The sequence below is a fragment of the Sphingomonas asaccharolytica NBRC 15499 genome, from assembly GCF_001598355.1.
Classification (GTDB): domain Bacteria; phylum Pseudomonadota; class Alphaproteobacteria; order Sphingomonadales; family Sphingomonadaceae; genus Sphingomonas; species Sphingomonas asaccharolytica.
Genome location: NZ_BCYU01000006.1, coordinates 62,617 through 88,422 on the forward strand (window position 1 = coordinate 62,617; position 25,806 = coordinate 88,422).

Below are 25,806 nucleotides of genomic sequence, written 5' to 3' on the forward strand. Positions count from 1 at the left end.
TCGGGGTGGTCGCGCGGATTGGATAGCCGTCGCATTGCCGACCGTCGCCGGGCCGAGCTCGTCACCGCAGAACGCGTCTTAGCGCCGGCCGTCTGCGTTAAGTGCATTGCCCAGCGTAGGCTTTCCCGGGGCCGCCATTGATGTCCGATGTCCGCGTGATCGAACGCGACCGACGCGACCGCCTTGGGGAAGGGCTGTTATGGTCCGGCCGCGAGGCTGCGCTCTATTGGGTCGATATCCTCGGCGCGCGCGTCCATCGCCTCGATCTGGCCGGCGGCCGCGTCGACGATTGGTCGATGCCCGACACGATCGGCTGGCTGGTCGAGCGCGAGCAGGGCGGGTTCGTCGCCGGGCTCGGGCGTGCTTTCGTCGCGCTGTCGTTCGATCCTCTGGTCATCGAAACCATCGCTGCGCCCGAGCCCGAGCGGGACGGCAATCGTTTCAACGATGCCAAGGCGGATGCCGCCGGACGCATCTGGGCGGGGTCGATGCCGTTGACCTGCGACCGCCCGAGCGGCGCCTTCTATCGGCTCGACCCCGATGGGCGGACGACGCGGATCGAGGACGGCTATACCATCCCCAACGGCCCGGCGATCGGCAACGGCTTCCTGTTCCACACCGACACCGCGCTCGACACGATCTTCCGCTATCCGGTCCATGACGATGGCAGTGTCGGCCCGCGCGAGCCGCATATCACGTTCGCACCCGATTGGGGTCATCCCGACGGCATGACGATCGACGCCGAGGGCCATTTATGGGTGGCTTGCTGGGGCGGGTCGTGCGTGGCGCGGTTCGATCCGGCGGGCCGGCGCGAGCGGACCATCGCCTTGCCGGCGTCGCAGATCACCAATGTCGCGTTCGCTGGCGACGCGCTCGACCGGATGTTCGTGACCTCGGCCGCCGATGGCGTCGACGAGCCCCGGGCCGGGTGCCTGTTCGAAGTCGACGCCGGTTGCCGCGGCATTTCCCCCTATCGTTACCTCGGATGAAGGAGACTGACATGATGCTGCGTTCGCTAGCTCTTGCCGCGATGCTGATCGGCGTCGCCACCCCCGCAATGGCGGCGGAGGCGCGGCAATCGAATTTTGGCCGGCTGCCCGACGGACGGTCGGTGGCGGCGGTGACGCTGACCAACAAGGCAGGCGTGTCGGCGACGGTGATTGCCTATGGCGCAACGCTGCAATCGCTCGTGATGCCCGATCGCACCGGTAAGCGCGCCGACGTCACGCTCGGCTACGATACGATCGAGGAATATCTCAAGACGCCGCAATATTTCGGCGCCACGGTGGGACGGTTCGCCAACCGCATCGCCCGCGGCCGCTTTTCTCTCGATGGGCGCGACTATCGTGTGCCAGTCAATAACGGGAAGAACTCGCTCCACGGCGGCACCGTCGGATTCGACAAGGTGTTGTGGTCGGTGGTCTCGGTGAAATCGGGGCCGACCGCGTCGGTCACGCTGCGTTATGTCAGCCGCGACGGCGATCAGGGCTATCCCGGTGCGCTGACTGTCGATGCGACCTATTCGCTCGACGAGAACAACGCGCTCAGCATCGAATATCGCGCCACCACCGACGCGCCGACGATCGCGAACATTACCAACCATGCTTATTGGAATCTGTCCGGCGAGGGATCGGACAACGGCGCGATGGGAATGGTGCTGACGATGCCGGCCGATTCCTATCTGCCGATCGACGACGGCTTGATCCCGACTGGAGAATTGCGGCCGGTCAAGGGAACGGCATTCGATTTCCGCACGCCCCGCGTGATTGGCGACCGAGTGCGCGACGCGCGTGACGAGCAACTCGTTTACGGCCGCGGTTACGATCATAATTGGGTGTTCGGTCGCCAGATCACGTTCGATCAGCACCTGATGGCGCGCGTCCTTGATCCGAAATCCGGGCGCGGATTCGAACTGTGGTCGAACCAGCCCGGCCTGCAATTCTATTCGGGCAATTTCCTCGACGGTACGTCGTCGGGTAAAGCCAAGCGCATCTATCGCGAGGGCGACGCGATCGCACTGGAGCCGCAACTCTTTCCCGACACGCCCAACCGGCCGACCTTCCCTTCCGCCCGCCTGGCGCCCGGCCAGGTCTATCGCAACGTCATGACCTATCGTCTGACGACGGGGCAAACTGCCGGCCGCCGTCGGTAGAATTTGGTTTCAGCATTCGTTGAACAGGTGACGTGACCGTTTAGCCGTGCTGAAACCGGGAGTCCGGAGGGGAAGGGAAAGCGCATGCAGCTCGCCACCATCGATATCGCGGTCGTCGTGATCTATTTCGTCTGCATCTTCGGGCTCGCCCAATGGGTCAGCCGGGAGAAAGCGGGCCATACCAAAGACTCGTCCGACTATTTCCTGGCGTCCAAGAACCTCCCTTGGTGGGCGATCGGCGCGTCGCTGATCGCGGCGAATATCTCGGCCGAACAGATCGTCGGCATGTCGGGATCCGGCTATGCGATCGGCCTCGCCATCGCGTCCTACGAATGGATGGCGGCGGCGACGTTGCTGATCGTCGGCAAATGGTTCCTGCCGATCTTCCTCGCCAACAAGATCTACACGATGCCGCAATTCCTAGAACAGCGGTTCGGGCCGACGATCCGCACCGTGATGGCGGTGTTCTGGCTGATCCTCTACGTGTTCGTGAACCTGACCTCGATCATCTGGCTGGGGTCGATCGCGGTGACGCAGGTGACCGGCCTCAACCAGGATGTCGCGCTGATCGGGCTCGGCACCTTCGCCTTGCTGTATCAGCTGCGCGGCGGGCTCAAGGCGGTTGCGCTGACCGATATCGTCCAGGTCGCGTTGCTCGTGTTCGGCGGGCTGGTGATCGCGTATCTGACGCTCGGCAAGATTGGTGGCGACGCCGGGGTGATTGCCGGCTTTACCGAGCTGACACGGCGCGTGCCCGATCATTTCGATATGATCCTGTCGCCCGACAATCCGCATTACAAGGATCTGCCGGGTGTAGCGGTGCTGGTTGGCGGGATGTGGATCGCCAATCTCAGCTATTGGGGATTCAACCAATATATCATCCAGCGCGCGCTGGCGGCGAAGAGCCTGTCGGAGGCGCAGCGCGGGGTGGTGTTCGCGGGTTTCCTCAAGCTGCTGATGCCGGTGATCATCGTGCTGCCGGGGATCGCCGCGGTCGTGCTGGCGCCCGGCCTGGCCAAGCCCGACCAGGCTTATCCGACGATGATGCGGTTGTTGCCGACCGGCTTGCTCGGCCTGGTGTTCGCGGCGCTAGTCGCGGCGATCATCGCCTCGACCGCGTCCAAGATCAATTCGATCGCGACGATCTTCACGCTCGATATCTATGCCAAGAGGAAAGGCGTGCAGACGCGCGCCGAGGACGCCGCTGGGTCCATCGAGCATGAGAAACATCTGGTGCTGGTCGGTCGGATCGCGGCGGCCGTGGCGATCGTCGTCGCCATGGCGACGACGCGTCCGTTGCTCGGCAGTCTCGATCAGGCGTTCCAATATATCCAGGAATTTTCGGGCTTCGTGACCCCGGGGATCACGGTGATCTTCCTGCTCGGCCTGTTCTGGCCCCGTGCGACCGAGATGGGAGCGCTGGTCGGCGCGATAGCGTCGGTAGTAGTGAGCTTCATCTTCTGGTTTCCCGCCGCCTGGGGCGGCTCGGCGATGCTCAACGCGATCCCGTTCATCAATCGCATGTCGATCGTCTTTTTCGTTGCGCTGGCGCTGGCGGTGATCGTATCGCTCCTCCACCCGGCCCGCGCGGAGAGCAATCTGATCACGATGCGCGGTGTTTCGTTCCAAACGACGGCGGGGTTCAACATCGCCGCTGGCCTGATCGTGGTGATCCTGATCGCGCTCTACGCGACCTGGTGGTGATGGCATGAGCGCGCGACCCTTGCTGGCGATCGATTGGGGCACGACCAATCGGCGCGTCTACCGGATCGAGGACGGCGCGGTCACCGCGACCGAGCGCGACGCGCTCGGGGTAACTTCCGTCAGCGATTTCGCGGGCGAGCTGGCAGCGATCCGCGCGCGGCTCGGCGATGTGCCAGTGCTGATGGCTGGAATGGTCGGATCGACGATCGGCTGGCGCGAAGCGCGCTACGTTCCGGCGCCGGCCGGCCTCGATGATCTCCGCGACAACCTGTTGCGGATCGACGATCGCACCGCGATCGTCCCCGGCGTTTCGTTCTGCGACGGTGCGCGCGGCGACGTCATGCGTGGCGAGGAAGTGCAATTGCTGGGCGCCGTCGCGGCCGGGCTGACACCGCCCGATGCGTTGCTCGTCCAGCCCGGCACCCATTGCAAATGGGTCGAGATGGCGGGATCGCGCATCGCGCGCTTCACTACCGCGATGACCGGCGAATTGTTCGCGCTGGTCCGTGCGCACGGCATCCTATCGGCGCAGCTGGGCGCCGACGTCGTGCTGGGCGACGCGTTCCGCGACGGCGTGCGCGAAGGAACGAAGCGCGACTTGACCGCCTCGCTATTCGGCATCCGCGCCGCGAAACTGCTTGGCTTGCGCGACGACGCCGATGCCGCCTCCTTCGGCAGTGGCTTGATCATCGGCGCGGACGTCGCCGCGCGCGTCGCGGACAATCCGTTCGAGACGGCCTATATTCTGGCCGACCCCGTACTGGGCGGCCTCTACGCCGCCGCGATCGAGGTCAATGGGCGCGCCGCGACGATCATCGACAGCCATGCGGCGTTCGTCGCTGGTATTTCCCGGATAGGAGCCTCTCTCTCGTGACTTCGCTTGCCGCTTTCGACGCCGCCTTCGCCTCTTGTCCGCTGATCGCTATCCTGCGCGGCGTGCGGCCCGATGAAGTGGTCGCGATCGGCGAAGAACTGGTCGCAGCAGGCTTCACGCTGATCGAGGTGCCGATGAATTCGCCCGATCCGCTCGACAGCGTTGCCCGATTGGTCGCCGCGTTCGGAGACCGGGCGATGATCGGCGCCGGCACGGTGCTGACGGTCGGCCAGGTCGCGGCGATGCGGGATGCCGGCGGCCGGATGGTGATTTCGCCGAACACCAATATCGACGTGATCTGCGCCAGCGCCGCCGCCGGCCTGGTGTCGCTGCCCGGTATCGCCACCCCGAGCGAGGCGCTTGCCGCGCTCGACGCGGGCGCGACCGCGCTCAAGCTGTTCCCCGCCGAAGCCGCCAGCCCGACGGTGCTCAAGGCGATGCGCGCCATCCTGCCGAGCGAGCTGCGCGTGCTGCCGGTGGGCGGCATCGTCCCCGAGGGCATGGCACCCTGGCGCCAGGCGGGCGCGGCCGGCTTCGGTCTCGGCTCGGCGCTCTACAAACCCGGTATGACGGCAGGCGAGGTGGGTGCTCGTGCCCGTGCTTTCGTCGCCGCTCTGGACTGACCAACCAGCGCCGACGCTCACCGTCTGGTGCTGCTGCCATTGCGGCGGCGACGAACAGCCCTAACGAACGAACTGTCCTGCTTCGGCGAGGTCCCCGATCGCGGACGATGTGCCGACCAATATCGTGTAGCGGCCTGATGGGATGATCCAGCTTTTCCGTGCAGCGCTCCACACGCCGAGGGGGTGGTTGCTGCTCGCCGGGTCTATCGTGATCGTCAGCTTCCGCGACGCCCCGGGTTGAAGGTCCACTCTTTCGAACCCGACCAGCCGCTTTGGAGGCTGCGCCGCGCCCGCCCGGCTCGCGCTGGCCGGCAACGATAGATATGCCTGCGTCACTTGGGAGCCCGCTCGCTGGCCGGCGTTGGTCACGGTGAGCGATACGAGGTAGCGGCCTGCTTTCCTGTCGAACGACAGCGTCGGCTGCGACATGGTGAATCGCGTATAGGAAAGGCCATAGCCGAACGGGAAGGCGACGCACGGATTGCGTCCCGCCGCGACCGCGCATTTGCCGCTCGCATTGGCGTCGTACCATCGATAACCGATGTTCAGCTTCTCGCTATACGCCACCGTCTGCAGCTTGCCGCTCGCGTCGGCAAGGCCGGGGAATTGTCGGGGCGAGATCGCGTCGAGAAACCCCTTGCCCGCGACGGGGAAGGTAACGGGCAGCCGGCCGGCGGGGTCGACGCGGCCGAACAGCAGATCGGCGACGATGTTTCCGTCTTCCTGACCCGGGAACCAGGCCTCCAGGATCGATGGGCCCTGCGCGCCGAGCAGGGCCGGATCCATCGCCACGCCGGCATTGTCCTTCAGGACCAGCGCGGTCTTGCGCGGCATCGCGACGTTTGTGGTCGAACGGGCGGCCAAGATGGCCTTCAGCATCGCCACGGTCCGGCTCGATTTCGCCATATTGCCTGTCGGATCGGTCGTCGCGATCGTGTTCGGCTTCGCGACATACCAGTCGAGCGACGTGCCGGCCGCCGCGGCGGCGGCCAGTTCGTGACCGTCTTTGTTGGTGAAAGTCGCGCGATCGGCACCCTCTTCCGCGTTGGTACCGGCCATGACGATCACCGAGTCCGAGGCGGCGATCTCGGCCAGCGCGTCCGCAAATGAGGTAGCTTTGCCGTCAATCGTCGCCGTGGCGTTGGCATCGTCGACAAGCACCAGCTTGACCGCCGCGTCACCGCGTCCGGTTTCGCGAAGCGCCGCGCGGATGCCGTCGATCGGACTGACGGTGTAGTTCGGAACCACGTCGGAACTTCCGCCGCCAGCGCCCATCGCCTTGTTCAGCATCGTACCGCCGGAGACGGCCTGTTGCGCATAGGGTTGCGACGCCTTGCCGACGAGGGTGATGCTGCGTGCGGTCCGCGGCAGCGGGAGCGCGCCGTTATTCTGCAGCAGCACCGCCGCGCGCGTGCCGATGTTGCGCGCCGCTTTCCCGCCGGGCGCGAAGTCGATCGGGGTCTGCACCAGCTTGCGATCGAAAATGCCTGCTTTGAACATCTGGGTATAGCGCCGCTCGAGCGCGGTATCGATCTCGCCGATCGTGACGGCACCGCTCTTGAGCGCTCCGGCGATCTTGTCTGACGACCAATGAAGCGGCGTCGGCATCTCGTGATCGGTGCCGGCGTTGAGCGGTTCCTCGGTGCTTTTCAGCGCGAAGAAGTCGGTCTGGACGTAGCCGGTGAATTTCCAGTCGTCGCGCAGCACCCCCGTCAGCATCGGTTTGTTGGCACAGGCCTGCAGGCCGTTCAGGTAATTGTAGGAGCACATGATCGCCGCGACCTTGCCGTCCTTGACGCTCATCTCGAACGGAATGAGGTAGAGTTCGCGCAACACCTGATCGTCGACCGTCTCGCGGATGGTGAATCGGTTGGTTTCCTGCTCGTTGGCGACGAAATGCTTCGCCATCGCGATGATGCCATGGGACTGCACCGCCTTGGTCTCGGCGACCGCCATGGTCCCGGCCAGGAACGGGTCTTCCCCGAAATATTCGAAGTTGCGCCCCAGGATCGGCAGGCGCGCGAGGTTCATGCCGGGCGCCTCGAACACGTGCAGCGCCAGGTTGTTCATTTCCCGGGCGATCACGCCGCCAAAGTCGGCCGCGACGCGCCGGTCGAACGACGCCGCCACCGCCATGCCCGACGGAAGCGCGGTGGCCTTGGCCGAAGTCGGGTGCGAATAAGGCAGCCAGAATGGTCCTTCGCCGGCAGGACGCGCGTCCTGTACGCTGGGTGAGACACAGTCGTTCTGGCCCACGCCGACCGGACCGTTGGTGATCCGGAAGGTAGGAATGGCGAGCTCGGCGATTCCGGTGACATGGCGCGCGCCGTAGCAATTCGGCAATTCGGGCAGCAGCGAGGGCGGGCTGCCGGTAAGCTGTTGCAGCTTTTGATCCAGCGTCATCGCCGCGATCAACTGGCGCGCGCGCGATCGCGCGATCGCCTCTTTCGCCGGGTCGGAGGTTGCCGTGTCCTGCCGCGCGACAAGTGCGGGCGCCATCCACGACAGGGGCTCGGTGCCATTCGCCGCCCCGGCAGCGAACAGGCCGACGACCATCGCCGCCGATGCCGCCATCGCGGCGATATGCACCCGACGCCGCGACATCCTCAGCGTTCCTTGCTCTGATAATAGCCCGCCAGCACGCCGAATGCCTGCTTTCGCTGTCCGGCCTCGGAGATCAGGCCCTTGCGGTTCCAGCCCTGTTGAAACTCCGGGTTCTGCCGTCGCGGCGAGCGGAAGTCCTTCAAGATCCAGGGCGACATGCCGCGCAACGTCGGGATTCGGTCGACCATGCCAAGCGTCTTGCGGTAGAATTCGGCCTGATATTCCTCGGAGAATTTCTCCGGCATGCCGCGCTGATCGTGGAATCCCGCTTTGGCGTCGGCGCCGAATTCGGAGAAGATCAGCGGCTTGTTCGCCGGCACGCGGAACGAGAAGCTGGCCAGATCCTCGAGCCGATCAGGCGTGTACCAGCCGAAATAGGTGTTGATCGCGACGACATCGAGCGCGTCGGCGAGCGGATCCGCCATGGCGATGATGGGCTTGCCATTGGCTCCCTGCGAGCGCTCGGTCAGCAGCGCGGCGCTGACCAACCGCGTGTCGTCGAGCTTGCGCACGTCGCTGACCAGGGTGCGCAGGAAAGTGTTGCGCGCATCGGTCACCGGAGTTTCGTTGGCGACGCTCCAGATCGCGATCGATGCGCGGTTGCGGTCGCGCATGATGTTCTCCGCGATCATGTTGCGCGCGGTCGCCAGCGTGTCCGGGTTGCTCCAGGCGACGCGCCAATAGACCGGCACTTCGCTCCACACGATGATCCCCATCTCGTCGGCCAGCCGGGTCATCACCTCGGAATGCGGATAATGGGCGAGGCGGACATAATTGCCGTGCAGCCCGTCCTTGATCTCGCCGAGCAGGGCGCGCGCCGCGGCCGGGGTGATCGCGCGGGTCGGCTCGGTGCTGAGCTCCTCCTCGTGCAGCGAAATGCCGCGCAGGAAGATCGGCTTGCCGTTGAGCAGGATATCGGGGCCGCGCACCTCGATCGTGCGGAAGCCGACCCGGTCGCGCCATTCGTCGTCGCCCGAGGCGATCGTCACGTCATAGAGTTTGGGCTGCTCCGGCGACCAGCGGACTAGCGCGCGCGGGGCAGCGATCGTGGTGCGCCAATCGCCTTTTGCGTCGGTGGTTCCGGCAACGTCGAGCCCGAGCGCGGCGATCTTTAGGCGAATGGCGTGATTGCCCGCCTGGGCACCGTCGACATGCGCGTCGACCGCGAGCTTGCCGTCACGAGTCAGCCGCACCCAGGCATCGTCGACATAAGTGTTGGGAGTCGAGATCAGCCGGATTGGCCGCGTGACGCCGCCATAATTCTCCCAGTCGGTGACCGGCGGCGGCACGGTCGCTTCGGTCGCCTGCGAATCCACGCCGACCGTGATCTGATTGTCGCCGGCCCGCAGCAGCTTGGTCACCTCGAACGCGAAGGGGGTGAAGCCGCCTTCATGCCGCCCCACCGGCTTGCCGTTGAGATAGACGACGGTCGAGTAATTGGCCGCGCCGAAGCGGAGGAAATAGCGACCCTTGCGCGCCGCGGGCGCGGGGAAGGTCCGCTGATACCACATCAGCCCCTGATAATAACGAAGCTCGGGCGCTTCGGTCAGCCAGGACGAGGGCAGGGTGGTAATGGGCGAGCGCGCGAGATCGAACTCGTACATCGCGCGATTATCGTCCTTCATCGCCTTGGCGACGTCGAGGTCGAGATAGCGCTGCTGGCTCTCGCCTGGCGTTTCGCCGTGGAACCCGGCAAGGCCGGCGCGGAACGGATCGACCGAATAATGCCACGACCCCGACAAATCGACGCCGTCGCGCATGTCGGCCGAGACGAGCAGCGGGCTGTTGTCGACCGTCGCCAGCGGCAGCGTCGGGGCGGCCGCCTGCTGCGCGACAGCCGGTGCCGCGCAGACCATCGTCACGGCGATCAGTCGCCGGATCATCCTTGCTATCTGCACGTTCCGCTCTCCCGTTGTTCAGTTTGTCGTGTCGTTGCCGCGCGCGAAGGCGATGCCGCGTTCGAGCCCGCGAAGCTCGGCCAGCCCGCGCATCCGCCCGAGCAGCGAGTAGCCCGGGTTGGTTCGCTTGGTCAGGTCGTCGAGCATCTGGTGGCCGTGATCGGGACGCATCGGGATCGAGCGTCCGGTGCGGCGTTGCAGCGCGTGCACGGCGCCGACGATTGCGGTCATGTTGGCGTCGCCCTCCAGATGCGCTGCCTCGTGAAACGCGCCATTGGCCTCGCGCTGCACCGAGCGCAGATGCAGGAAGCCGATACGGTCGCCGAGCCGCTTGACCATGCCGGGCAGGTCGTTGTCGGGCCGCACGCCGAATGAACCTGCGCAGAAGCAAAGGCCATTTGACGGGCTCGGCACGCGCGCAAAGAGATTGGCGACGTCCGCCTCGGTACTGACGACGCGCGGCAGGCCGAACATCGGAAAAGGCGGGTCGTCCGGGTGGACGACGAGCCGAATGCCCAGCTCGTCGGCGACGGGGCAGACCGCTTCGAGAAAGGCGACATGGTTTTCGCGCAGCCGGTCGGGGCCGATATCGGCATAGCTATGGATCGCCGCCAGGAATTCGGTCGCGGTGAAGCTTTCCTCGCTTCCCGGCAATCCGGCGATGATCGTTTGCGACAACTGCGCGCGCGCGCTGTCATCCATTGCCTGGAAGCGGCGCGCCGCGACCTCGACCATGTCGGGGGCATAATCCCGTTCGGCGCCGGGGCGCCGCAGGATGTGGAGGTCGTATACCGCCACCGCCTCGAGCTCGAAGCGCAAAGCCAGCGCGCCGTCGGGCATCGGCCAGGCTAGATCAGTCCGCGTCCAGTCGAGCACTGGCATGAAATTATAGGTGACGACGGCGATCCCGCACGCTGCCAGGTTGCGCAGGCTCTCGCGATATTGCTCGATCAACCGGTCCCAATCGCGTCCGCGGGTCTTGATCCCTTCGTGCACCGGCAGGCTCTCGACCACGGTCCAGCCGAGACCGGCTTGCTCGATCATCCGCTTGCGTGCGGCAATCGCTTCGCGCGGCCAGATTGCTCCATTGGCCGTATCGTGCAGCGCGGTCACGACTTCGCTCGCACCGGCCTGGCGGATATCCCGTAGCGATACGGGATCGTCGGGTCCGAACCAGCGCATCGTCTGCGTCATGAACATCGTCGGTAACTGCTCCTGCGTGTTGGGGGCGGCCGGTCGGTGCCGGATTGCTGCTTGGTATCGCCTATTCGGCGGGTTTGAATTCGAACGACATTCCCGATGCCTTGTTGGGTTGGAAGCCCTTCCACAAGGTAGCGGCGGGCGGTCCGGGGCTGTATCCCGAATAACGCCCGGGCGGCGCGCCCGCCCAGATTCCATCGTTGGAATTGGGCGTCAGTCCGTCAATATACCCGGCCTTCGTGCTGTCGTCCTTGACGTAGCGATCGAGGAAGGCAGTGATGAAATGCGTCTCGATCGCCATCAGCCGGTCCTTGCGCCACACGGCATCCTCGAACCAGTCGAGATCCCAGAACGAGCCGCGCATTTCCGCCGGCGCGCCGATCAGCGCGATGCTGTGCGCCGCTTCGCGAAACGTTAGCAGATAGCGCGGCGCGTTGGTCTCCTGCGCGAACAGCGTGCGCACGCCGGGGTCGTAACCGACGACATGGTCCTGACTTCCGACGATGAACAATGTCGGCGCGCGGATCGCGGCGACACCTGGGGTCGCCCACATATTGGTGCCGCGAAGCGCGGCGGGCGGAGAGATCGCGACCACTGCCTTCAGCCCGGCGACCTTGAGCTCGCCTGCCTTTGGTCCGGTCGCGACATAAGGCGCCAGCACATTGCGGGTTGCCCCCGCCAGCGCCGGATCGAGCGGCGCGCCGGCGGCGGTGAGTACACCATAACCGCCCATCGAATAGCCGATCAGCACCGTCCGGTCGGCATCGGCGGTCGCGAATGGCCCGAGCCCCGCGCGGGCGCGCCGTTGCGCCTCGGCGGCGACGAAAGCGATGTCGAGCGGCCGCCGGGCAAGCGGACCGGCCGCCGCCGCCGCGGTCCGGATGGTGATCGGCGGATCGCGAAAGTCCGGGGCGACGACGACATAGCCCTTGCTGGCGAGGTTCTCGCCCAGCCAGGACAGCACCACCGGCGTGTTGCTATAGCCGTGCGCTAGGATGACGAGGGGAAACTTCCCCTGGGCAGCACGCGCGCCGGGCGACGCAATGCCGGCGACGGAGAAGGCGACATCCTTCCCGTTCTCGCCCGGTAGTGCCGAGCGGTAGGTCGTGCCCTTTCCCGGCGCGGCGGCCGGGTACCAGATTTTGAGCGCCAGATGCCGGTCGACGATCACCGGTCGATCCTGGCCCTGGAGAGGATCGGCCTGGCCAGGCTGGACGAACTCGACGTCAGTGACGCCGACCGGATGCGGGCCGAGCGCGGCCAGTTCGGGAGCGTCGACTCCGGGCCGTGCCGGTGCATCCTGGGCCGGGGCGCCTGCCGCCGCGAGCAGCGCTGCGGCACTTGCCATCGCCACGGGCAGCGCAAAACGAACCATCACGTCGCTCCCGATCCGCACGAGGAGGCGGGGCGGTGTGCGCCCCGCCCTGCCATTAGAAATTTACGCCGAGCCGCAGACCGCCATAGCGACGGAAGTCGCGCGGCAGCAGCGCCTGGGTCGCGAGCCTATTGTTGAAATTGCTCGCCGTATTGACCAGCGATGGATAATATTGAACGTCGAACAGGTTGTTGACGAAGGCGACGATTTCCCACTTGCGGTCCTTGTCGCGAACACCGAGCCCGGCATTGACGATGCTATAGGCCTTTTGGAAGGTCTGGGGGTCTTCCGCGACATAATAGACGCTGCTCTGATATTGCCAATTGGCCTGCGCGACACCTTTCAGATTGCCGCCTAGCGACGGCGAATAATCGGCCCCAACGGAGAATTTCCATTTGGGCGCCTGCACGGCGCGGGCTCCGGTCAGAACTTGATAAGCCGGCTGAGCGGGCACGCCCGGTGAAGGAAGCACGGCCGGAACGCAGCCGGTCGCCTGCACCTGCAATGGGTAGCATTGCGCACGTGGATAAGAGGTATATTTCGCATCCAGATAAGCGACCGATCCGGTCAAATTGAAATCCTCGCCGATATGGGCCGAGGTGTCCAGTTCGACACCCTTTGTGTTGAGTCCGCCGACGTTAGTCAGGCGGAAATTCTGGGTTTGATTGATGGTCTCGATCGTCTGTGCCTGTAGATTCTTGTAATTAGTATCGAAATAGGTGAGGTTGAACGTCACGCGCCGGTCGAGGAACTGGGCGCGCATGCCGACTTCCTTGTCGCGCGACCGTTCGGGCTTGATCGGGCCGGCATTTGCGCGTGCTTGGTTGAAACCGGTGGTGAGATCGTAGGTTTGACCCTTATACCCCGTCGAATAGGTGGCGAAGAACATCAGGTCGGGCGTAACCTCGTAGCGCCCGCTGATGCGGTAGGTGCCCGCGGTGTCTTCGGCATGGCCGCTGAACGAGGCAGCAGCGATATTGTCCTGGAAGGTATAGGAAACCTTCTCGTTCTGGACGCGCCCGCCGCCGGTCAGGATGAGGTGCGGCACGATCTCCCAGTCGACCTGGGCGAAGGCGGCGAGTTGCTCGGATTTCGAGGTCGCGTACCAATTGGCGAGGCTGAACGCTGGGCCGCGCAGGAACGGCCGCTCGAACTTCACGTTCGCATAATAGGCGCCCAGCGTATAGCGAAACGGCTTGGAGCTCGACGAAAGCAGGCGGACTTCCTGCGTGAACAGCGTCGAGTGGAACTGGCCAACCTGGATGTTGTTGCCGACCGCCGCAGGTGACGACGTGTCGTCATGGTCGAGATAGTCGTTGAGGCGGAATTTGTCATAGGAAGTGATCGACACGAGCGTCATGTCGCCCAGTCCGATTTCCCCGCGCAGCGACCCGCCCCCACCTTCATATTTGGTGCGCGAATTGTAATTGTTGCTGATCTCCCGATTGTCCGGGCCGACGGTGACTCCAGGCATCGTCACCGCCTGGGTCTGACCCGCCGTGTTGCGGAGCAACGCAGTGGGATCCAGGCGGATGAACGGTCGTCCGACCGTGGTGTTGCCGTTGAGATAATTGCCCGACAAGGTGATGGTGACGTTCGACACCGGCTCCCAGCGGAGCTTGCCCCGCGTGTTGAACGCCTCACGCCCGTTCACTTTCTTGCCGTTGAACAGGTTGCGGACATTGCCGTCCCAGTTCGAATAGCTCGCCGACAGAACATAGCCGAGCTGCGAGCTGATCGGGCCGGAGACGCTGAAATTGCCGCCATATTCGCTGTCGGTGGTGCCCATCACATTGAACCGCGCGTGGAACGTATCGGTCGGCTGGCGCGTGATGATGTTGATCAGGCCGGCCGAGGCCGACTTGCCGTAGAGCGTGCTCTGCGGGCCGCGCAGCACTTCGATCCGCTCGACATCGGGCAGATCGGTGAAGGCGCGCGCCTGGAAAGCGAGCGGCACTTCGTCGACCAGCACCGCGACGCTCGGCTCGACACCGATGCCGAACGCGAACGTGCCGACGCCGCGCAGCGACACGTTGGCGTTGACCGGATGCTCGGCCGGGCGGACGGTCAGCGACGGCGCGATCTTGCCCAGATCCTGGAACTGGGTGACGCCGGAGGCCTTGAGCTGTGCCTCGCTGACCACCGAGACGGCCAGCGGCACCTTCTGGATATTTTCCGAGCGCTTCTGAGCGGTGATGATGATGTCGCCGGGAACGGGCTCGTTGGTTTCGGCGGCAACGGGACTGCTCTGGGGCGCGGCCGCGTCCGGCGTGCTCCGGCCGGGATCGGCCGGTTTGTCCGCTCGGGCCAGTGCGGGCGTCGCGCAGAACGCGAGCGACAGGGCCAGCGCGCCCCGTCCGACAGATGCATGCAATCCGATCATCTTCCCTCTCCGATATGTGCGTCGGGTCTTTTCGCCGATGCTTCACCGCTTCAGCTAGCAAATGGTCTGACCACATGCAAGGATTGCCTGACAAAGGCCCGTCAGGCCACCTTACCAAAGAAGGTCGCTGTTGCCGCTGCGCGCGGGCTTTGGTAAGCCCCAGTCAGTTATGCCGATACAGAGATTGATCAGGCCAGTTACCAAGCCAGCCGGGGCCGCGTCGCAGCCCGACGGGCGCAAACTCTACCAGCAGGTCGCCGCATCCGTCGCGGAGGCGATCCAGCGCGGGGACTTCCTGCCGGGCCAGCGCATCCCGTCCGAACGCGAGCTCGCCGACGAGTATAAGGTCAGCCGCCCGACGGTCCGCGAGGCGATGATCGCGCTTGAAGTCATCGGCATTGTGCGGTCGCGCCACGGTTCGGGAATCTTCGTCGTCGATAACCCGCCACTCGACACGCCGATGATCGGACTCGATATCGGCGCGTTCGAACTGACTGAGGCGCGCCGCCTATTCGAAGGGGAATCGGCGGCGCTCGCCGCGGTGTCGATCACCGACGAGGAGATCGCGGCGCTCGAAGTGCTGATCGGCGACATGGAGCGCGAGAACGAGGAGAATGTCAGCGGCGAACATGCCGACCGCGAATTCCACCTGGCGATCGCGCGCGCCACGCGCAATTCGGCGGTGGTCGACGTGGTCGAATCTTTGTGGGACGCGCGGTCCCGTTCGCCACTCTGCCAGCATATGCTCGAACGTGCGCGCAGCGTCGGCGTGGTGCCGCGGATCGACGAGCATCAGACGATCCTCGCGGCGCTGCGCGAGCGCAACCCCAAGGCGGCGCGCGAGGCCATGCGCGATCATCTCGCGCGCGTGATCGACGGCTTGCTCACGGCGACCGAAAGCGACGCGTTCGAACGCGCCCGCGCCGAGGTGGAGGCCAGACGCACCGACTTGGCGCGCCGCGTCGCGATCTGAGATCCGCGCTGCGCTAGATCGTCAGCGTGACGCCGCGGCGGCCGTCATGGTCGATGTCGCTCCCACCGCCGCCATTCACCACCAGCGAGCGAGTCTCGGTTGGCGGCAGCAACAGGGTGATGGCGCCGTCGCCCCAGCTACCGGGCCCGTCACGGCAGACATCGACGACGATCCGCGTCGCCTCCGCTCGGCCGGTGAGGTGCCAGCTATCGACCGGCCCATCGCCATCGCCCGCATCCTCGACCGCCGACCAGCTGAAAGCGCCGTCACGCGGCGGGAACAGCCACACGCCGCGGCGATGGGGTTCGGGCCGCCATCCGCCGCGCGCGAGATCGACCAACATCGCCGATCCGGCGCGCGCCAGCAGCGGCGGCAAACCATCGAGCTGTGCGTCGAGCGTGACCGACGTTCCGCCGGCGATCCGCTCTCCGGTCCACACGTCGATCCATTCGGCGCCCTCGGGTGGCCGCACGGCTCGCGCTTCGGCGCCTTGTTCCATTACCGGCGCGACCAGCAGGTTCGGGCCGAGCAGATGTTCGTCGTTCTCCTGCCAGGCGACAGCGTCACGGGGAAAATCGAGCCAGGTCGGCCGCACCATCGGCGCATAGTCCGCGTGATAAGCGTGCAGCAGGTCGTAGAAGAAGGGGATCAGCGTCTGGCGCAGCGCCATCAGCCGGCGAATCGCGGGCAGGGCTTCGGGGTACATCCACGGCTCGTTGACGGTGCGGTCGTCGTTCCAGCTATGGATGCTGAAGCGCGGCATCAGCGCGCCCGCCTGCACCCAGCGGATCAGCAATTCGGGCGACGGTGCTGGCCCGGCGAAGCCACCGACATCGTGGCCGCTGTTCGACACGCCCGACAGCGCCAACCCGATCGACTGGCGCGCATTGTAGCGTAAAGATTTCCACTCGGTCAGATTGTCGCCGCTCCACGTCTGGGCGTAACGCTGCAGCCCGGCCATGCCCGATCGCGTGACGGCATAGGGACGGCGATCGGGCAGCGCCTCGGCCTGGGCGCGCCGCGATGCGCGCGTCATCAGCAAGGGTTGGACGGGCCGCATTTCGGCGGCGGCGCGGGGCTGGCCGAAGCCGGCGAACCGCGCGCGCGCATCCCAGATCTCATATTCGTTATTGTCGTTCCAGGTCGCGACCATCCCCTTGTCGAGCAACGCGGTTTTGACCTGGTCGCGCCACCACTCGGCGGCGCGCGGATTGGTGAAATCGATCTGGCTGCCGACTTCGTCCCAGAATTGCACCTCGACCGGGGTGCCGTCCTCATAGGCGACGAACAACCCGTCGGCGGCGACCTCGTCATAGCGCGGATGGCTGCGCAGCAAGGCGGGCTTGATGTTGGGCACCAGCTCGACACCCGCTTGCGCGTAGCTCGTCACGAAAGCGGCCGGGTCGGGGAATTTGTCGGTGTTCCAGTTGAACACATAGCGTTTGTCGCCGATCGACGTGTAGCCCGACGACAAATGGAACGAGGTGCAGCCGATATCGTGCTCCGCGAGCTTGTCGAGGAACCCCGCCATTTGCGCCGCGGCGTCAGGCGCGTCGGTATAGCTCATCGTCGACCCGGAATAGCCGAGCGACCAGCGCGGCATCAGCGCGGGCCGGCCGGTCAGCCAAGTGAAGCGGCGAGTGACGGCCAGCGGATCGGGGCCGGCGATCATCCACAGATCCACATCGCCGGCCTCCGCCACCATGTGGCGGTACCAGCCGTGATAATTGTCCATCTCGCGCCCGAAGTCGAAATGCACATCTGCGGTCGTGTCGTAGAAAGTGCCGTGGCAGCGGCGCTCGGCGTCGGCGACCAGGACGTAGGGGATCGATTTGTACAGCGGGTCGCTGGTCTCGGCGTCATAGCCCATCGCGTCGAGATTGGTCAGACGGAAGCGCCGCCCGGCACGGTCATTGTCGCCGCTTTTGTCGCCGAGTGCGTAGAAGCGCTCACCGGAGCGGCGCGCGACATAATGATGCGCGCGGCCGTCCCACCAGCCGAAATCATAGGCCTGGGTCGGGCGGTCCGCCGCCATCAGCCGCCAAGCATCGCCGTCGCGTTGCTCCCAGGTGCAATAGAGGCCATGCAGCCGGATGCTGACGCGCAGGCGCGCGGTCTCGACGATGATCCGGTCGTCGCCTTGCTCCAGCCGGAAATCGGGGCAGGCGAAGCCCGCTACATCCAGGCGGTCGCGCCCGGGCTCGGCGATGTCGGCGGCGCCTGGCGCGATCGCCCAGCTCGGCGGGCTCGCCACCGTGCCATCAGCGAGCAGCAACAATCGCGCGATATCGTCCTCGAGCACGAACAAATGCGCGACCGCGCCGGTATCGGCGGCGAGCGTCAGCCGGCCGGGCCCGCGTTCGGTCAGCGCGAACAATGGAGGGTCGGACAACACAGCGCGTCTCATGAACGGGTTTCCATTTGCGGGAGGGACAAGCGGCGGACAAAGGCGATCAGCACGGCGGCCCCGATCAGATCGAATATGCCGAGCGCCGCGAACAATGGCGCGTAACCGATGCGATCGGCATATTGACCGATCAGGAATGTGAATAGCAGCCCGCCGACCCAGCCTGCCTGCCCGACAAAGCCATTGGCGGTGCCGACTTCCTCCGGCGTGAAGACGTCCGCGGACAGCGTGTTGATCAGCACCGAGATCATCTGATGCGCGAACCCGCCGATGCAGAACAAGGCGATGGCGACATAAGGGCTGACAGCGAGCCCGATGCATCCCGGCGCGATCATCAATACCGCGCCCAGGCTGATCCCGAGCACGCGCGAGGGTATCAGGTTGACGTGGAAGCGCTTCATGAAGAACGGCGAAAGATAGCCGCCGAGCACGCCGCCGAGATCCGCCGCCAGGAACGGCAGCCACGCAAAGGCGGCGATATGCGCCAGATCCATGTGGCGCTCGATCGCGAGATAGAGCGGAATCCAGAAGCTGAAGGTTTGCCAGGCCGGTTCGGCAAGGAAGCGCGGTACCGCGATCACCCAGAAGCGGGCGGAGGACAGGATCTCGCGCGCGCTGGCCTTGCGGGCCGGGATTTTGGGGCGATCCTCTGCGATCATCGCCTGCTCGCGCGGCGTGATCGCGGGATGCTCGGTCGGCGATCGGTAAAAGGCATACCATGCGGCTGCCCACACCAGCCCGACCGCGCCGGTCACGATAAAGGCCAGCCGCCAATTGCCCCATAAGGCGACCGCAACGACGAGCGGGGGCGCGATCAATGCCCCAAGCGACGTTCCGGCGTTGAACCACCCCGTCGCGATCGAGCGTTCGCGCGCCGGAAACCATTCGGCAATCGCCTTCATGCCTGAGGGAATTGCCGCCGCCTCGGCCAGGCCCAGCAATCCGCGAAAGAAAGCAAGGCTGATCCATCCGCCGGCCAGCGCGTGGAGCATATTGGCGGCTGACCATGCGATCCCGAAAAATGCGAACCCGGCGCGCAACCCGAACCGGTCGACGATATAGCCCGCGATCGGCTGCATGACGGTATAGGCGAGCTGGAACGCCATGACGACGTAGCTGTATTGCGCGGTCGAGATCGACATCGAGGTCTTGAGCTCGGGGGCGAGCACACCGAGCGAATTGCGCGCTAGGTAATTGGCGATCGTGCCGGCGCAGATCAGCGCGACGATCCACCAGCGCAAATGCGGTATCCGCTTCACGATCCTCTCCCCAGCCCGCGGCGTTGTCCGCTGGCAGGTGGCGTAGCGCTTCCGGTGGTGTTTGTCGATATTGGTCAGACCAGTGAGCGGGCCAAGTCGCAAGTGGCCTGCCAGGCGTTCCAGTTGCCGTTCGTGCGGCCATTCGGAGGCCGTCCCGAACCACGCCCGCTTGACCGGCTAGATTAATACTTCAATTAGATAAATAAATAGAGCGAACGGCTCGGGCGCGGTGGGAGACAGCTTGATGGGCACGCCAGTGGAACGCGTCAATTGGAACGCGGTGGGCACCGCCAGCCTGGGCGGATTGCTGTTCGGTTTCGATACCGCGGTTATCTCGGGCGTTACCGAGGCGCTGCGCGGCGTGTTCGGGCTCAGCGCAATCGGGCTTGGAACGGCGGTATCGGCGGCATTGATCGGGACGCTGGTCGGCGCGCTCGGGGCGGGCAAGCCGGGCGACCGATATGGTAGCCGGGCTGTGCTGATCTGGATCGCGATCGCTTACATCATCTCGGCGCTGGGCTCGGCGACGAGCTGGAATCTCGCGGCATTCGTCGCGTTCCGTTTCCTCGGCGGCCTGGCGATCGGCGGCTCGTCGGTGCTGGCGCCGGTCTATATCGCCGAAGTGAGCCCGGCGGCGCGGCGCGGATTCCTGGTCGCGCTGTTCCAGCTCAACGTCGTGATCGGCATCCTGGTCGCCTATGTCAGCAATTTCGTGATTGGCCGGCTGGTGACGACCGATCTGGCCTGGCAGATGAAACTCGGCATCGCCGCCCTTCCGGCCATCCTGTTCCTGATCATGCTGCTCCGCATTCCGCCGTCGCCGCGCTGGCTGGCGCAACGTGGGCGCGACGAGGATGCGCTGGCAGCGATTGCCCAGCTGGGGATGGGCGACCCGCAGGCGATCATCGCCGAATTCCGCAGCGATCAGGTCGAGGCGCCGGATGCTCGGCTCAGCTGGGCGGCTTATCGCAAGCCGATTCTGCTCGCGATCGGGGTCGCCGCGTTCAATCAGCTCTCCGGGATCAACGCGATCCTCTATTATCTCGGCGATATCTTCGCCGCGGCCGGGTTCGACCGGCTATCGGCCGATCTGCAATCGGTCGCGATCGGTGTCGCCAATCTCTTGGCCACCTTTGTCGGGATGACAGTGATCGATCGCGCGGGGCGCAAACCGCTGCTGTTGATCGGTGCGGCGGGCACAGGGGGCGCGCTGGCCGCGGTCGCGACGATCTATTCGACCGGGCAGGGGCAAGCGCTGCTGCTTCCCGCGCTGATCGGCTTCATCCTGTTCTTCGCGATTTCGCAGGGTGCGGTGATCTGGGTCTATCTGACAGAGATCTTCCCGACCGCGGTGCGCGCGCGCGGCCAGGCGTTGGGCAGCGCGACGCATTGGGGAATGAATGCATTGATCGCGTTCGGTTTTCCGGTGGTCGCGCGATACACTCAGGCGGCACCGTTCTGGTTCTTCGCCGCGGCAATGGGCGTGCAATTCCTCGTCGTCTGGCGCTTCTTCCCCGAGACGCGCGGGGTCACGCTGGAGGCGATGGAGGATACCATCAACCAACCCCGGGCAAAGGCGGCGTAATGGCCAGAATTGAAACCATTGTGAAGATATTCCGCATTGGCGTTCTCGACTGCGGCCAGCTAATTCGTATGACTATGCTCATGGTCATCCGTCGCCACGTGATTCAACAAGAAGTGGGGATCACCCGCGCTCCGGCAATAAGGATGCACGGATGACCCAGCCGACAACCCGCCTCAGGCTCTCCGGCACCAATCTCGAGCGCGCCGCCGACCACAATCAGCGCGTCACGCTCCATGCGATCCGCATCAACGGCTTGTTGACGCGCGTGGAACTCGCCGAGATTACCGGGCTGACCGCGCCGGCCATCGCCAACATCACCAAGCGCCTGCTCGCGGATGGCTTGATCGAGGAAGCGGGTCAGCGCCGCGGCGGGCGTGGCCAGCCGCCGACCAAACTCGTCATCAATCGGGATGCCTGCCACTCGATCGGCGTCAATATCGACCGCGACCACATCACCATCGTGCTGGTCAATTTCGCCGGCGAAACCCTGGCCCGGGTGTCGGAGGAAGTGAATTTCGCGCTGCCCGATCATGTTCGCTCGCTCTACCGGCGATCGATCAAGGAGATGATGCGCTCGGCCGGGATCAAGGAGGCCAGCCTGGTCGGCCTGGGCGTCGCCGTGCCCGACGATCTCGGTCTGGTCGATCTGCCGGGGCGTCCCGCAGCCTATGCCAAGTGGGACAAGATCGACATGGGCGATCTGTTCGACAAACCCTTCTCGCTGCCGATCTTCGTCGAGAACGACGCCGCAGCCGCCGCGATGGGGGAAATGCAACTCGGCCTTGGGCAGAAGCACAGCACTTTCTTTTACATCCTGATCTCATCGGGGCTGGGCGGCGGCTTGGTCATCGATGGCGCCTATTTTCGCGGCGTCGACGGCCGCAGCGGAGAGTTGGGTTTCATGCACGCGCCCGGCAGCGGCCCGCGTGACCAGATCCAGAACCTCGTATCGCTGTCGGGCTTGGCCGGGCAGCTCGAGCGCGACGGGTTGAGACTCGCCGATGTGATGGGCGTGGCGCACCTGTCGCCGGCAGCCGAGAAGTGCGTCGACGGATGGATCGGCCAAGCGGCCGAGCAGCTCTACGTCCCGCTCGAAGCGGTGAATTGCCTGATCAATCCCAGCGTCGTGCTGGTCGGCGGGCGCTTGCCGAGCGCGATCGTCGAGCGGCTGGCGGAACGGGCGCACGACCTGTTGCGCGACCAGGCGACCAACGTACCGGTGATCGCCCCGGTGGCGCGCGCCGCCTTGTCGGACGATGCGCCCGCGGTCGGAGCAGCCATCCTGCCGTTCAGCCATTTCCTGCTGCCCAAGCCCGGCGCCTTGTGGAAAGTGCCGGCGACCAGCAACGCCAACGGCCGAGCGATCCAGCCCGCGCGCTGAGCCCGACCGACGCGCCAACAGCGTCGATCCGTCCCATTCTACCAGCAGATAACATCCGTCACGGGCAAGCTTTTTTGACGTACTAATTCAATTGACAAAATACTTAATTTAATCGACGGTGCCATTCGACGCCGTTGGAAACAGGACCAATGGGGTGGTCGTCAGGGGGCAGTAATAGCTCCGAGAACCAGGGGAGGTACCGTGGGTATCCGCCAAACGCTTGTATGGCCGGATGGGCAGGGTCGCGGCGCCCGCCTGTTGTTCTTGCCGTTGGGCCTATCGCTCGCCTTGTCGGCAGCGGTGGTCGTCAACGCGCAGACCGCTCCCGCCAAAGCCCCGGTCGATGAGGTCAATCCGCTGGTCGGCACGGCACCGCTCGATCGGCCTGAGTTGATCGGCAATGCGCCGCCACCGGGCGAGCCGGTTTATTCGGGCCAGACCTCGCCGGGCGCGCGCCTGCCGCACAGCTCGGTCGAGGCAGCGCCGATCAACAACAATATCGCGCTGACTTATCCGAACGGCGTCGAGGTCCCCTATTATTACACCAACCCGACGATGATCGGATTTTCCGGAGGCGGCGGCTCGTCCTATGGCGGCCGCGCGGAACCGATCATCATGCCGGTCGTCGGCGACTGGTCGGTGCCCCCCGCCTATTCGCAATCCTATTACGACAAGTCGCGCGAGATCGCGTCGCCGGGCTATTATTCAGCCTATCTCGGCACGTTCCGGACGACGGCCGAACTGACCGCCACGCAATGGGCGAGCCTGATGCAGTTCACTTTCCCCGACAGCGATCGGGCGAACGTGTTGATCAATTTCCCCGACCATGGCGGGGACATCGAGATCGTCGGCAATCAGACGGTGCGCGGCGTCTCGAAGAATAGCGATGGGGCGGATGGCGCCTATTTCGTCGCCGAATTCTCCAAGCCGTTTGCCAGCCTGGGCACGTTCAGCAAGTCGCCGGGTGACGCCAAGGGCTGGGGTATCGGCGACAAAAGGGTCGAGCCCGACCAGCGCACGATCTCGGGCAGCTTTGCCGGCAGCTACGTCACCTTTCGCACCAAGGCGGGCGAGAAAGTGCTGATGAAGATCGCGCATGGCACCAGCTACGCCCAGGCCGAGCGGCGTCTGCGCGATGAATTGCCCGGCTGGAATTTCGATGGCGTTCGCAACGCGGCGCGCGGCGCATGGTCGAAACTGCTCGATCGCGTCCAGGTGACTGGCGGGACGCCGAAGCAGCGGATGCTGTTCTATTCGACCTTGTTCCAGTCGTTCGCCAGCCCGCGCCTGGTCGCCGCCAAGGGAGAGAAGTTCACCGACACCAACGGCAAGGTGCAGACCGCGACGCATGATCGCTACAGCCCCGTGCCGTTCTGGGATACCGGCCGCAACCAGATCGTCCTGCTCGACTTGATGGAGCCGGAGACGATGCGCAACGTCATGCAGTCCGAGCTCGATATGGCGCGCGAAAAGGGCTTCATGAACACGTCGTTCCACGGCGACAATGCGGTGTTCATGTATTTGGGCGCGTGGGAGCGCGGCATCCCGTTCGACTATGCGGCGGCGTATGAATTTCTCCGCAAGAACGCGACCGATCCCGCCGGCCCGCGCCACTATCTCGCCGAATATGACAAGAACGGCTGGATCGCGGACGTGGTCCCCGACGGCAATCCAAGCCCACCTTATGCGGGGGGCAAAGCGGGTGCTGCGACCACGCTCGAATATGCCTGGGACGATTTCGCGATGGCGCAATATGCCAAGCGGCTCGGGAAGATGGACGATTACGCGCTGTTCCTGAAGCGCGCGCATAATTACGCGAACGTGTTCGACAAATCGGTCGGCTTCGTTCGCGGCCGGACCGCCGACGGCAAGTGGATTGCGCCGTTCGACCCTGGCGAGCCCTATTATAATTTCATGATGAAGGAAGCATCGGGGTGGTCGACCTTGTGGCTGGTGCCGCATGACGTCAGCGGGCTGGCCAGGTTGCTCGGCGGGCGTCAGGCCTTCACGGCCAAGCTCGATCGGTTCTTTACCACGCCCTATAATCCCAAGGGGATTTGCCGCGATTGTACCGGCCTCATCGGCCAGTACGTCCAGGGCAATCAGCCCGACCAACAGGCGGCCTATTATTACGATTGGGGCGGCCAGCCGTGGAAGACACAGGCGCTGACCCGCCGGATCCTCGCCGACATGTATGGCAGCGACGCCTCCGGCTATGGCTATCCCGGGATGGACGATCAGGGCGCGACCTCGTCCTGGTATGTGTTGAGCGCGATGGGATTCTATCCGGTTGATCCGTCGAGCCAGAATTACATCATCGGCAGCCCGATCTTCGACGACGTCAAGCTGCAGATGGGCAACGGCAAGACGTTGGAGGTCGAGGCGAGGAACAACTCCGCCGCTAACATCTACATCCAGTCGGCGACGCTCAACGGCCGGCCCTGGACCAAGCCCTGGTTCAGCCATGACGACATCAAGGACGGCGCCAAGCTGGTGCTGTCCATGGGGCCGACGCCGAACAAGAAATGGGGTGCGGCGCCGGCCGACGCGCCGCCATCGATGTCGCCGATGCCCTGACCCGTTATACTCTTTGCCTCCGTTCCCCTCCCCCCTCGACGGAGGCAAGAGCCCAGGGCTGCGCCAGCCCGCGCGCCCTGGGCTCACCAAATTTGATCGCTGACCGATGACCAAAACGCCTGAGGAGAAACGCTATGCGCACGTTGATCGGAGCAATCGCGTCGATGATCCTGGCGATGAGCGCGATCCAAGCCGCAGCGCAGACCGCGCCGGCGAACGATGGCGTCTATACGAGCGACCTGATGACCCGGTGGGGCAGGGAGGTCACGCCCGACAACGCCTGGCGCAGCTATCCCCGGCCGCAACTGAAACGCGATCGCTGGCTCAATCTCAATGGTCTGTGGGATTATGCGATCGCCAGGGATTCGGCACCGCAGCCGGCCCGAATGGATGGCCAGATCCTGGTGCCCTATCCGGTCGAGTCGAAACTGTCGCGCGTCGCGCGCAAGGTCACGCCCGACGATCGCATCTGGTATCGCCGCAGCTTCACGGTGCCGCAGGATTGGGCGGGCGCGCACGTCATGCTCAATTTCGGCGCGGTCGATTTTGCCGCGACGATCTGGGTCAATGGCGCTGTCGTCGGGTCGCACAAAGGCGGTTTCGACGCGTTCGGCTTCGACGTCACCGACTATCTGAAGCCGGGGCAGAACGACCTAGTCGTGCAGGTCGCCGATCCGACCAGCGCCGGCACGCAGCCCCGCGGCAAGCAGATCCTCGATCCCTCGGGCATCTGGTACACCGCGGTCAGCGGCATCTGGCAAACGGTGTGGCTCGAGCCGGTGCCCAAACTCCATATCGAGGACGTCCGCGC

The 25,806-nt window shown here is 65.0% G+C and carries 18 protein-coding genes; 11 read left to right on the forward strand and 7 right to left on the reverse strand.

Translation table 11 applies throughout. The annotated features are described in order from the left end of the window. Positions 1-140: 140 nt before the first annotated feature. The 5 genes from SAS01S_RS02750 (at position 141) to SAS01S_RS02770 (ending at position 5,353) form a co-directional block, all read left to right on the forward strand. Positions 141-989, forward strand: coding sequence for an SMP-30/gluconolactonase/LRE family protein (locus SAS01S_RS02750; protein WP_066804442.1), 849 nt, complete (start codon positions 141-143; stop codon positions 987-989). 14 nt (positions 990-1,003) lie between these two features. Next, the gene (locus tag SAS01S_RS02755; protein ID WP_157082645.1) at positions 1,004-2,152 is read left to right on the forward strand and encodes an aldose epimerase family protein; all 1,149 of its coding nucleotides are present in this window, start codon (positions 1,004-1,006) and stop codon (positions 2,150-2,152) included. Between the two features lie 84 nt (positions 2,153-2,236). Next, positions 2,237-3,856, forward strand: coding sequence for a sodium/sugar symporter (locus tag SAS01S_RS02760; protein ID WP_066804449.1), 1,620 nt, complete (start codon positions 2,237-2,239; stop codon positions 3,854-3,856). A 4-nt stretch (positions 3,857-3,860) separates the two neighbouring features. Further along, complete coding sequence (locus SAS01S_RS02765; RefSeq protein ID WP_066804452.1) at positions 3,861-4,730, forward strand: 2-dehydro-3-deoxygalactonokinase; 870 nt, start codon at positions 3,861-3,863, stop codon at positions 4,728-4,730. Further along, entirely contained in the window at positions 4,727-5,353 is a 627-nt protein-coding gene (locus tag SAS01S_RS02770; RefSeq protein WP_066804455.1) for a 2-dehydro-3-deoxy-6-phosphogalactonate aldolase, read from the forward strand. Before SAS01S_RS02765 ends, SAS01S_RS02770 begins: the two co-directional genes overlap by 4 nt. A 60-nt stretch (positions 5,354-5,413) precedes the next feature. Here the strand turns inward: SAS01S_RS02770 and SAS01S_RS02775 are convergent, their stop codons facing one another. From SAS01S_RS02775 to SAS01S_RS02795, 5 genes are all read right to left on the reverse strand, one after another. After that, positions 5,414-7,957: a beta-glucosidase family protein gene (locus SAS01S_RS02775; RefSeq protein ID WP_218016238.1), complete on the reverse strand. Its 2,544-nt coding sequence runs from the start codon at positions 7,955-7,957 to the stop codon at positions 5,414-5,416. A gap of 2 nt (positions 7,958-7,959) precedes the next feature. Continuing rightward, the gene (locus tag SAS01S_RS02780) at positions 7,960-9,840 is read right to left on the reverse strand and encodes a glycoside hydrolase family 2 protein (protein ID WP_066804458.1); all 1,881 of its coding nucleotides are present in this window, start codon (positions 9,838-9,840) and stop codon (positions 7,960-7,962) included. A 33-nt stretch (positions 9,841-9,873) separates the two neighbouring features. After that, positions 9,874-11,055 carry a mannonate dehydratase gene (gene uxuA, locus SAS01S_RS02785; RefSeq protein ID WP_066804461.1) on the reverse strand — a complete coding sequence of 394 codons (1,182 nt, stop codon included), beginning with the start codon at positions 11,053-11,055 and terminating at the stop codon, positions 9,874-9,876. Between the two features lie 64 nt (positions 11,056-11,119). After that, the gene (locus SAS01S_RS02790; RefSeq protein ID WP_084238435.1) at positions 11,120-12,430 is read right to left on the reverse strand and encodes an alpha/beta hydrolase family protein; all 1,311 of its coding nucleotides are present in this window, start codon (positions 12,428-12,430) and stop codon (positions 11,120-11,122) included. A 55-nt stretch (positions 12,431-12,485) separates the two neighbouring features. Continuing rightward, complete coding sequence (locus SAS01S_RS02795; RefSeq protein ID WP_084238437.1) at positions 12,486-14,813, reverse strand: TonB-dependent receptor; 2,328 nt, start codon at positions 14,811-14,813, stop codon at positions 12,486-12,488. A 184-nt stretch (positions 14,814-14,997) separates the two neighbouring features. On the opposite strand from SAS01S_RS02795, the gene SAS01S_RS02800 reads away from it, so the two are divergent. After that, on the forward strand, positions 14,998-15,786 hold the full coding sequence (locus tag SAS01S_RS02800; protein WP_245656726.1) for a FadR/GntR family transcriptional regulator: 789 nt from the start codon (positions 14,998-15,000) through the stop codon (positions 15,784-15,786). A 13-nt stretch (positions 15,787-15,799) separates the two neighbouring features. Here SAS01S_RS02800 and SAS01S_RS02805 read toward each other — a convergent pair whose 3' ends face one another. Together SAS01S_RS02805 and SAS01S_RS02810 are read right to left on the reverse strand one after the other, a co-directional pair. Then, on the reverse strand, positions 15,800-18,193 hold the full coding sequence (locus SAS01S_RS02805) for a glycoside hydrolase family 31 protein (RefSeq protein ID WP_066804464.1): 2,394 nt from the start codon (positions 18,191-18,193) through the stop codon (positions 15,800-15,802). Then, a complete protein-coding gene (locus tag SAS01S_RS02810) occupies positions 18,190-19,452 on the reverse strand; it encodes an MFS transporter (RefSeq protein ID WP_066804467.1) in 1,263 nt (420 codons plus the stop codon). Before SAS01S_RS02810 ends, SAS01S_RS02805 begins: the two co-directional genes overlap by 4 nt. Positions 19,453-19,696: 244 nt before the next feature. Here SAS01S_RS02810 and SAS01S_RS02815 point away from each other — a divergent pair, with 244 nt between their 5' ends. The 5 genes from SAS01S_RS02815 to SAS01S_RS02830 all read left to right on the forward strand — a co-directional run. Then, positions 19,697-21,037: a sugar porter family MFS transporter gene (locus SAS01S_RS02815; RefSeq protein WP_066804469.1), complete on the forward strand. Its 1,341-nt coding sequence runs from the start codon at positions 19,697-19,699 to the stop codon at positions 21,035-21,037. Continuing rightward, a complete protein-coding gene (locus tag SAS01S_RS22375) occupies positions 21,037-21,192 on the forward strand; it encodes a hypothetical protein (RefSeq protein WP_157082644.1) in 156 nt (51 codons plus the stop codon). The genes SAS01S_RS02815 and SAS01S_RS22375 overlap by 1 nt, the downstream gene beginning before the upstream one ends. Then, entirely contained in the window at positions 21,189-22,418 is a 1,230-nt protein-coding gene (locus SAS01S_RS02820) for an ROK family transcriptional regulator (RefSeq protein WP_066804472.1), read from the forward strand. Before SAS01S_RS22375 ends, SAS01S_RS02820 begins: the two co-directional genes overlap by 4 nt. A gap of 201 nt (positions 22,419-22,619) precedes the next feature. Then, positions 22,620-24,995 carry a GH92 family glycosyl hydrolase gene (locus SAS01S_RS02825; RefSeq protein ID WP_245656727.1) on the forward strand — a complete coding sequence of 792 codons (2,376 nt, stop codon included), beginning with the start codon at positions 22,620-22,622 and terminating at the stop codon, positions 24,993-24,995. 134 nt (positions 24,996-25,129) lie between these two features. Continuing rightward, positions 25,130-25,806, forward strand: a 677-nt coding sequence (locus SAS01S_RS02830; RefSeq protein WP_369405701.1) for a sugar-binding domain-containing protein, incomplete at its 3' end; no start/stop codon positions are given.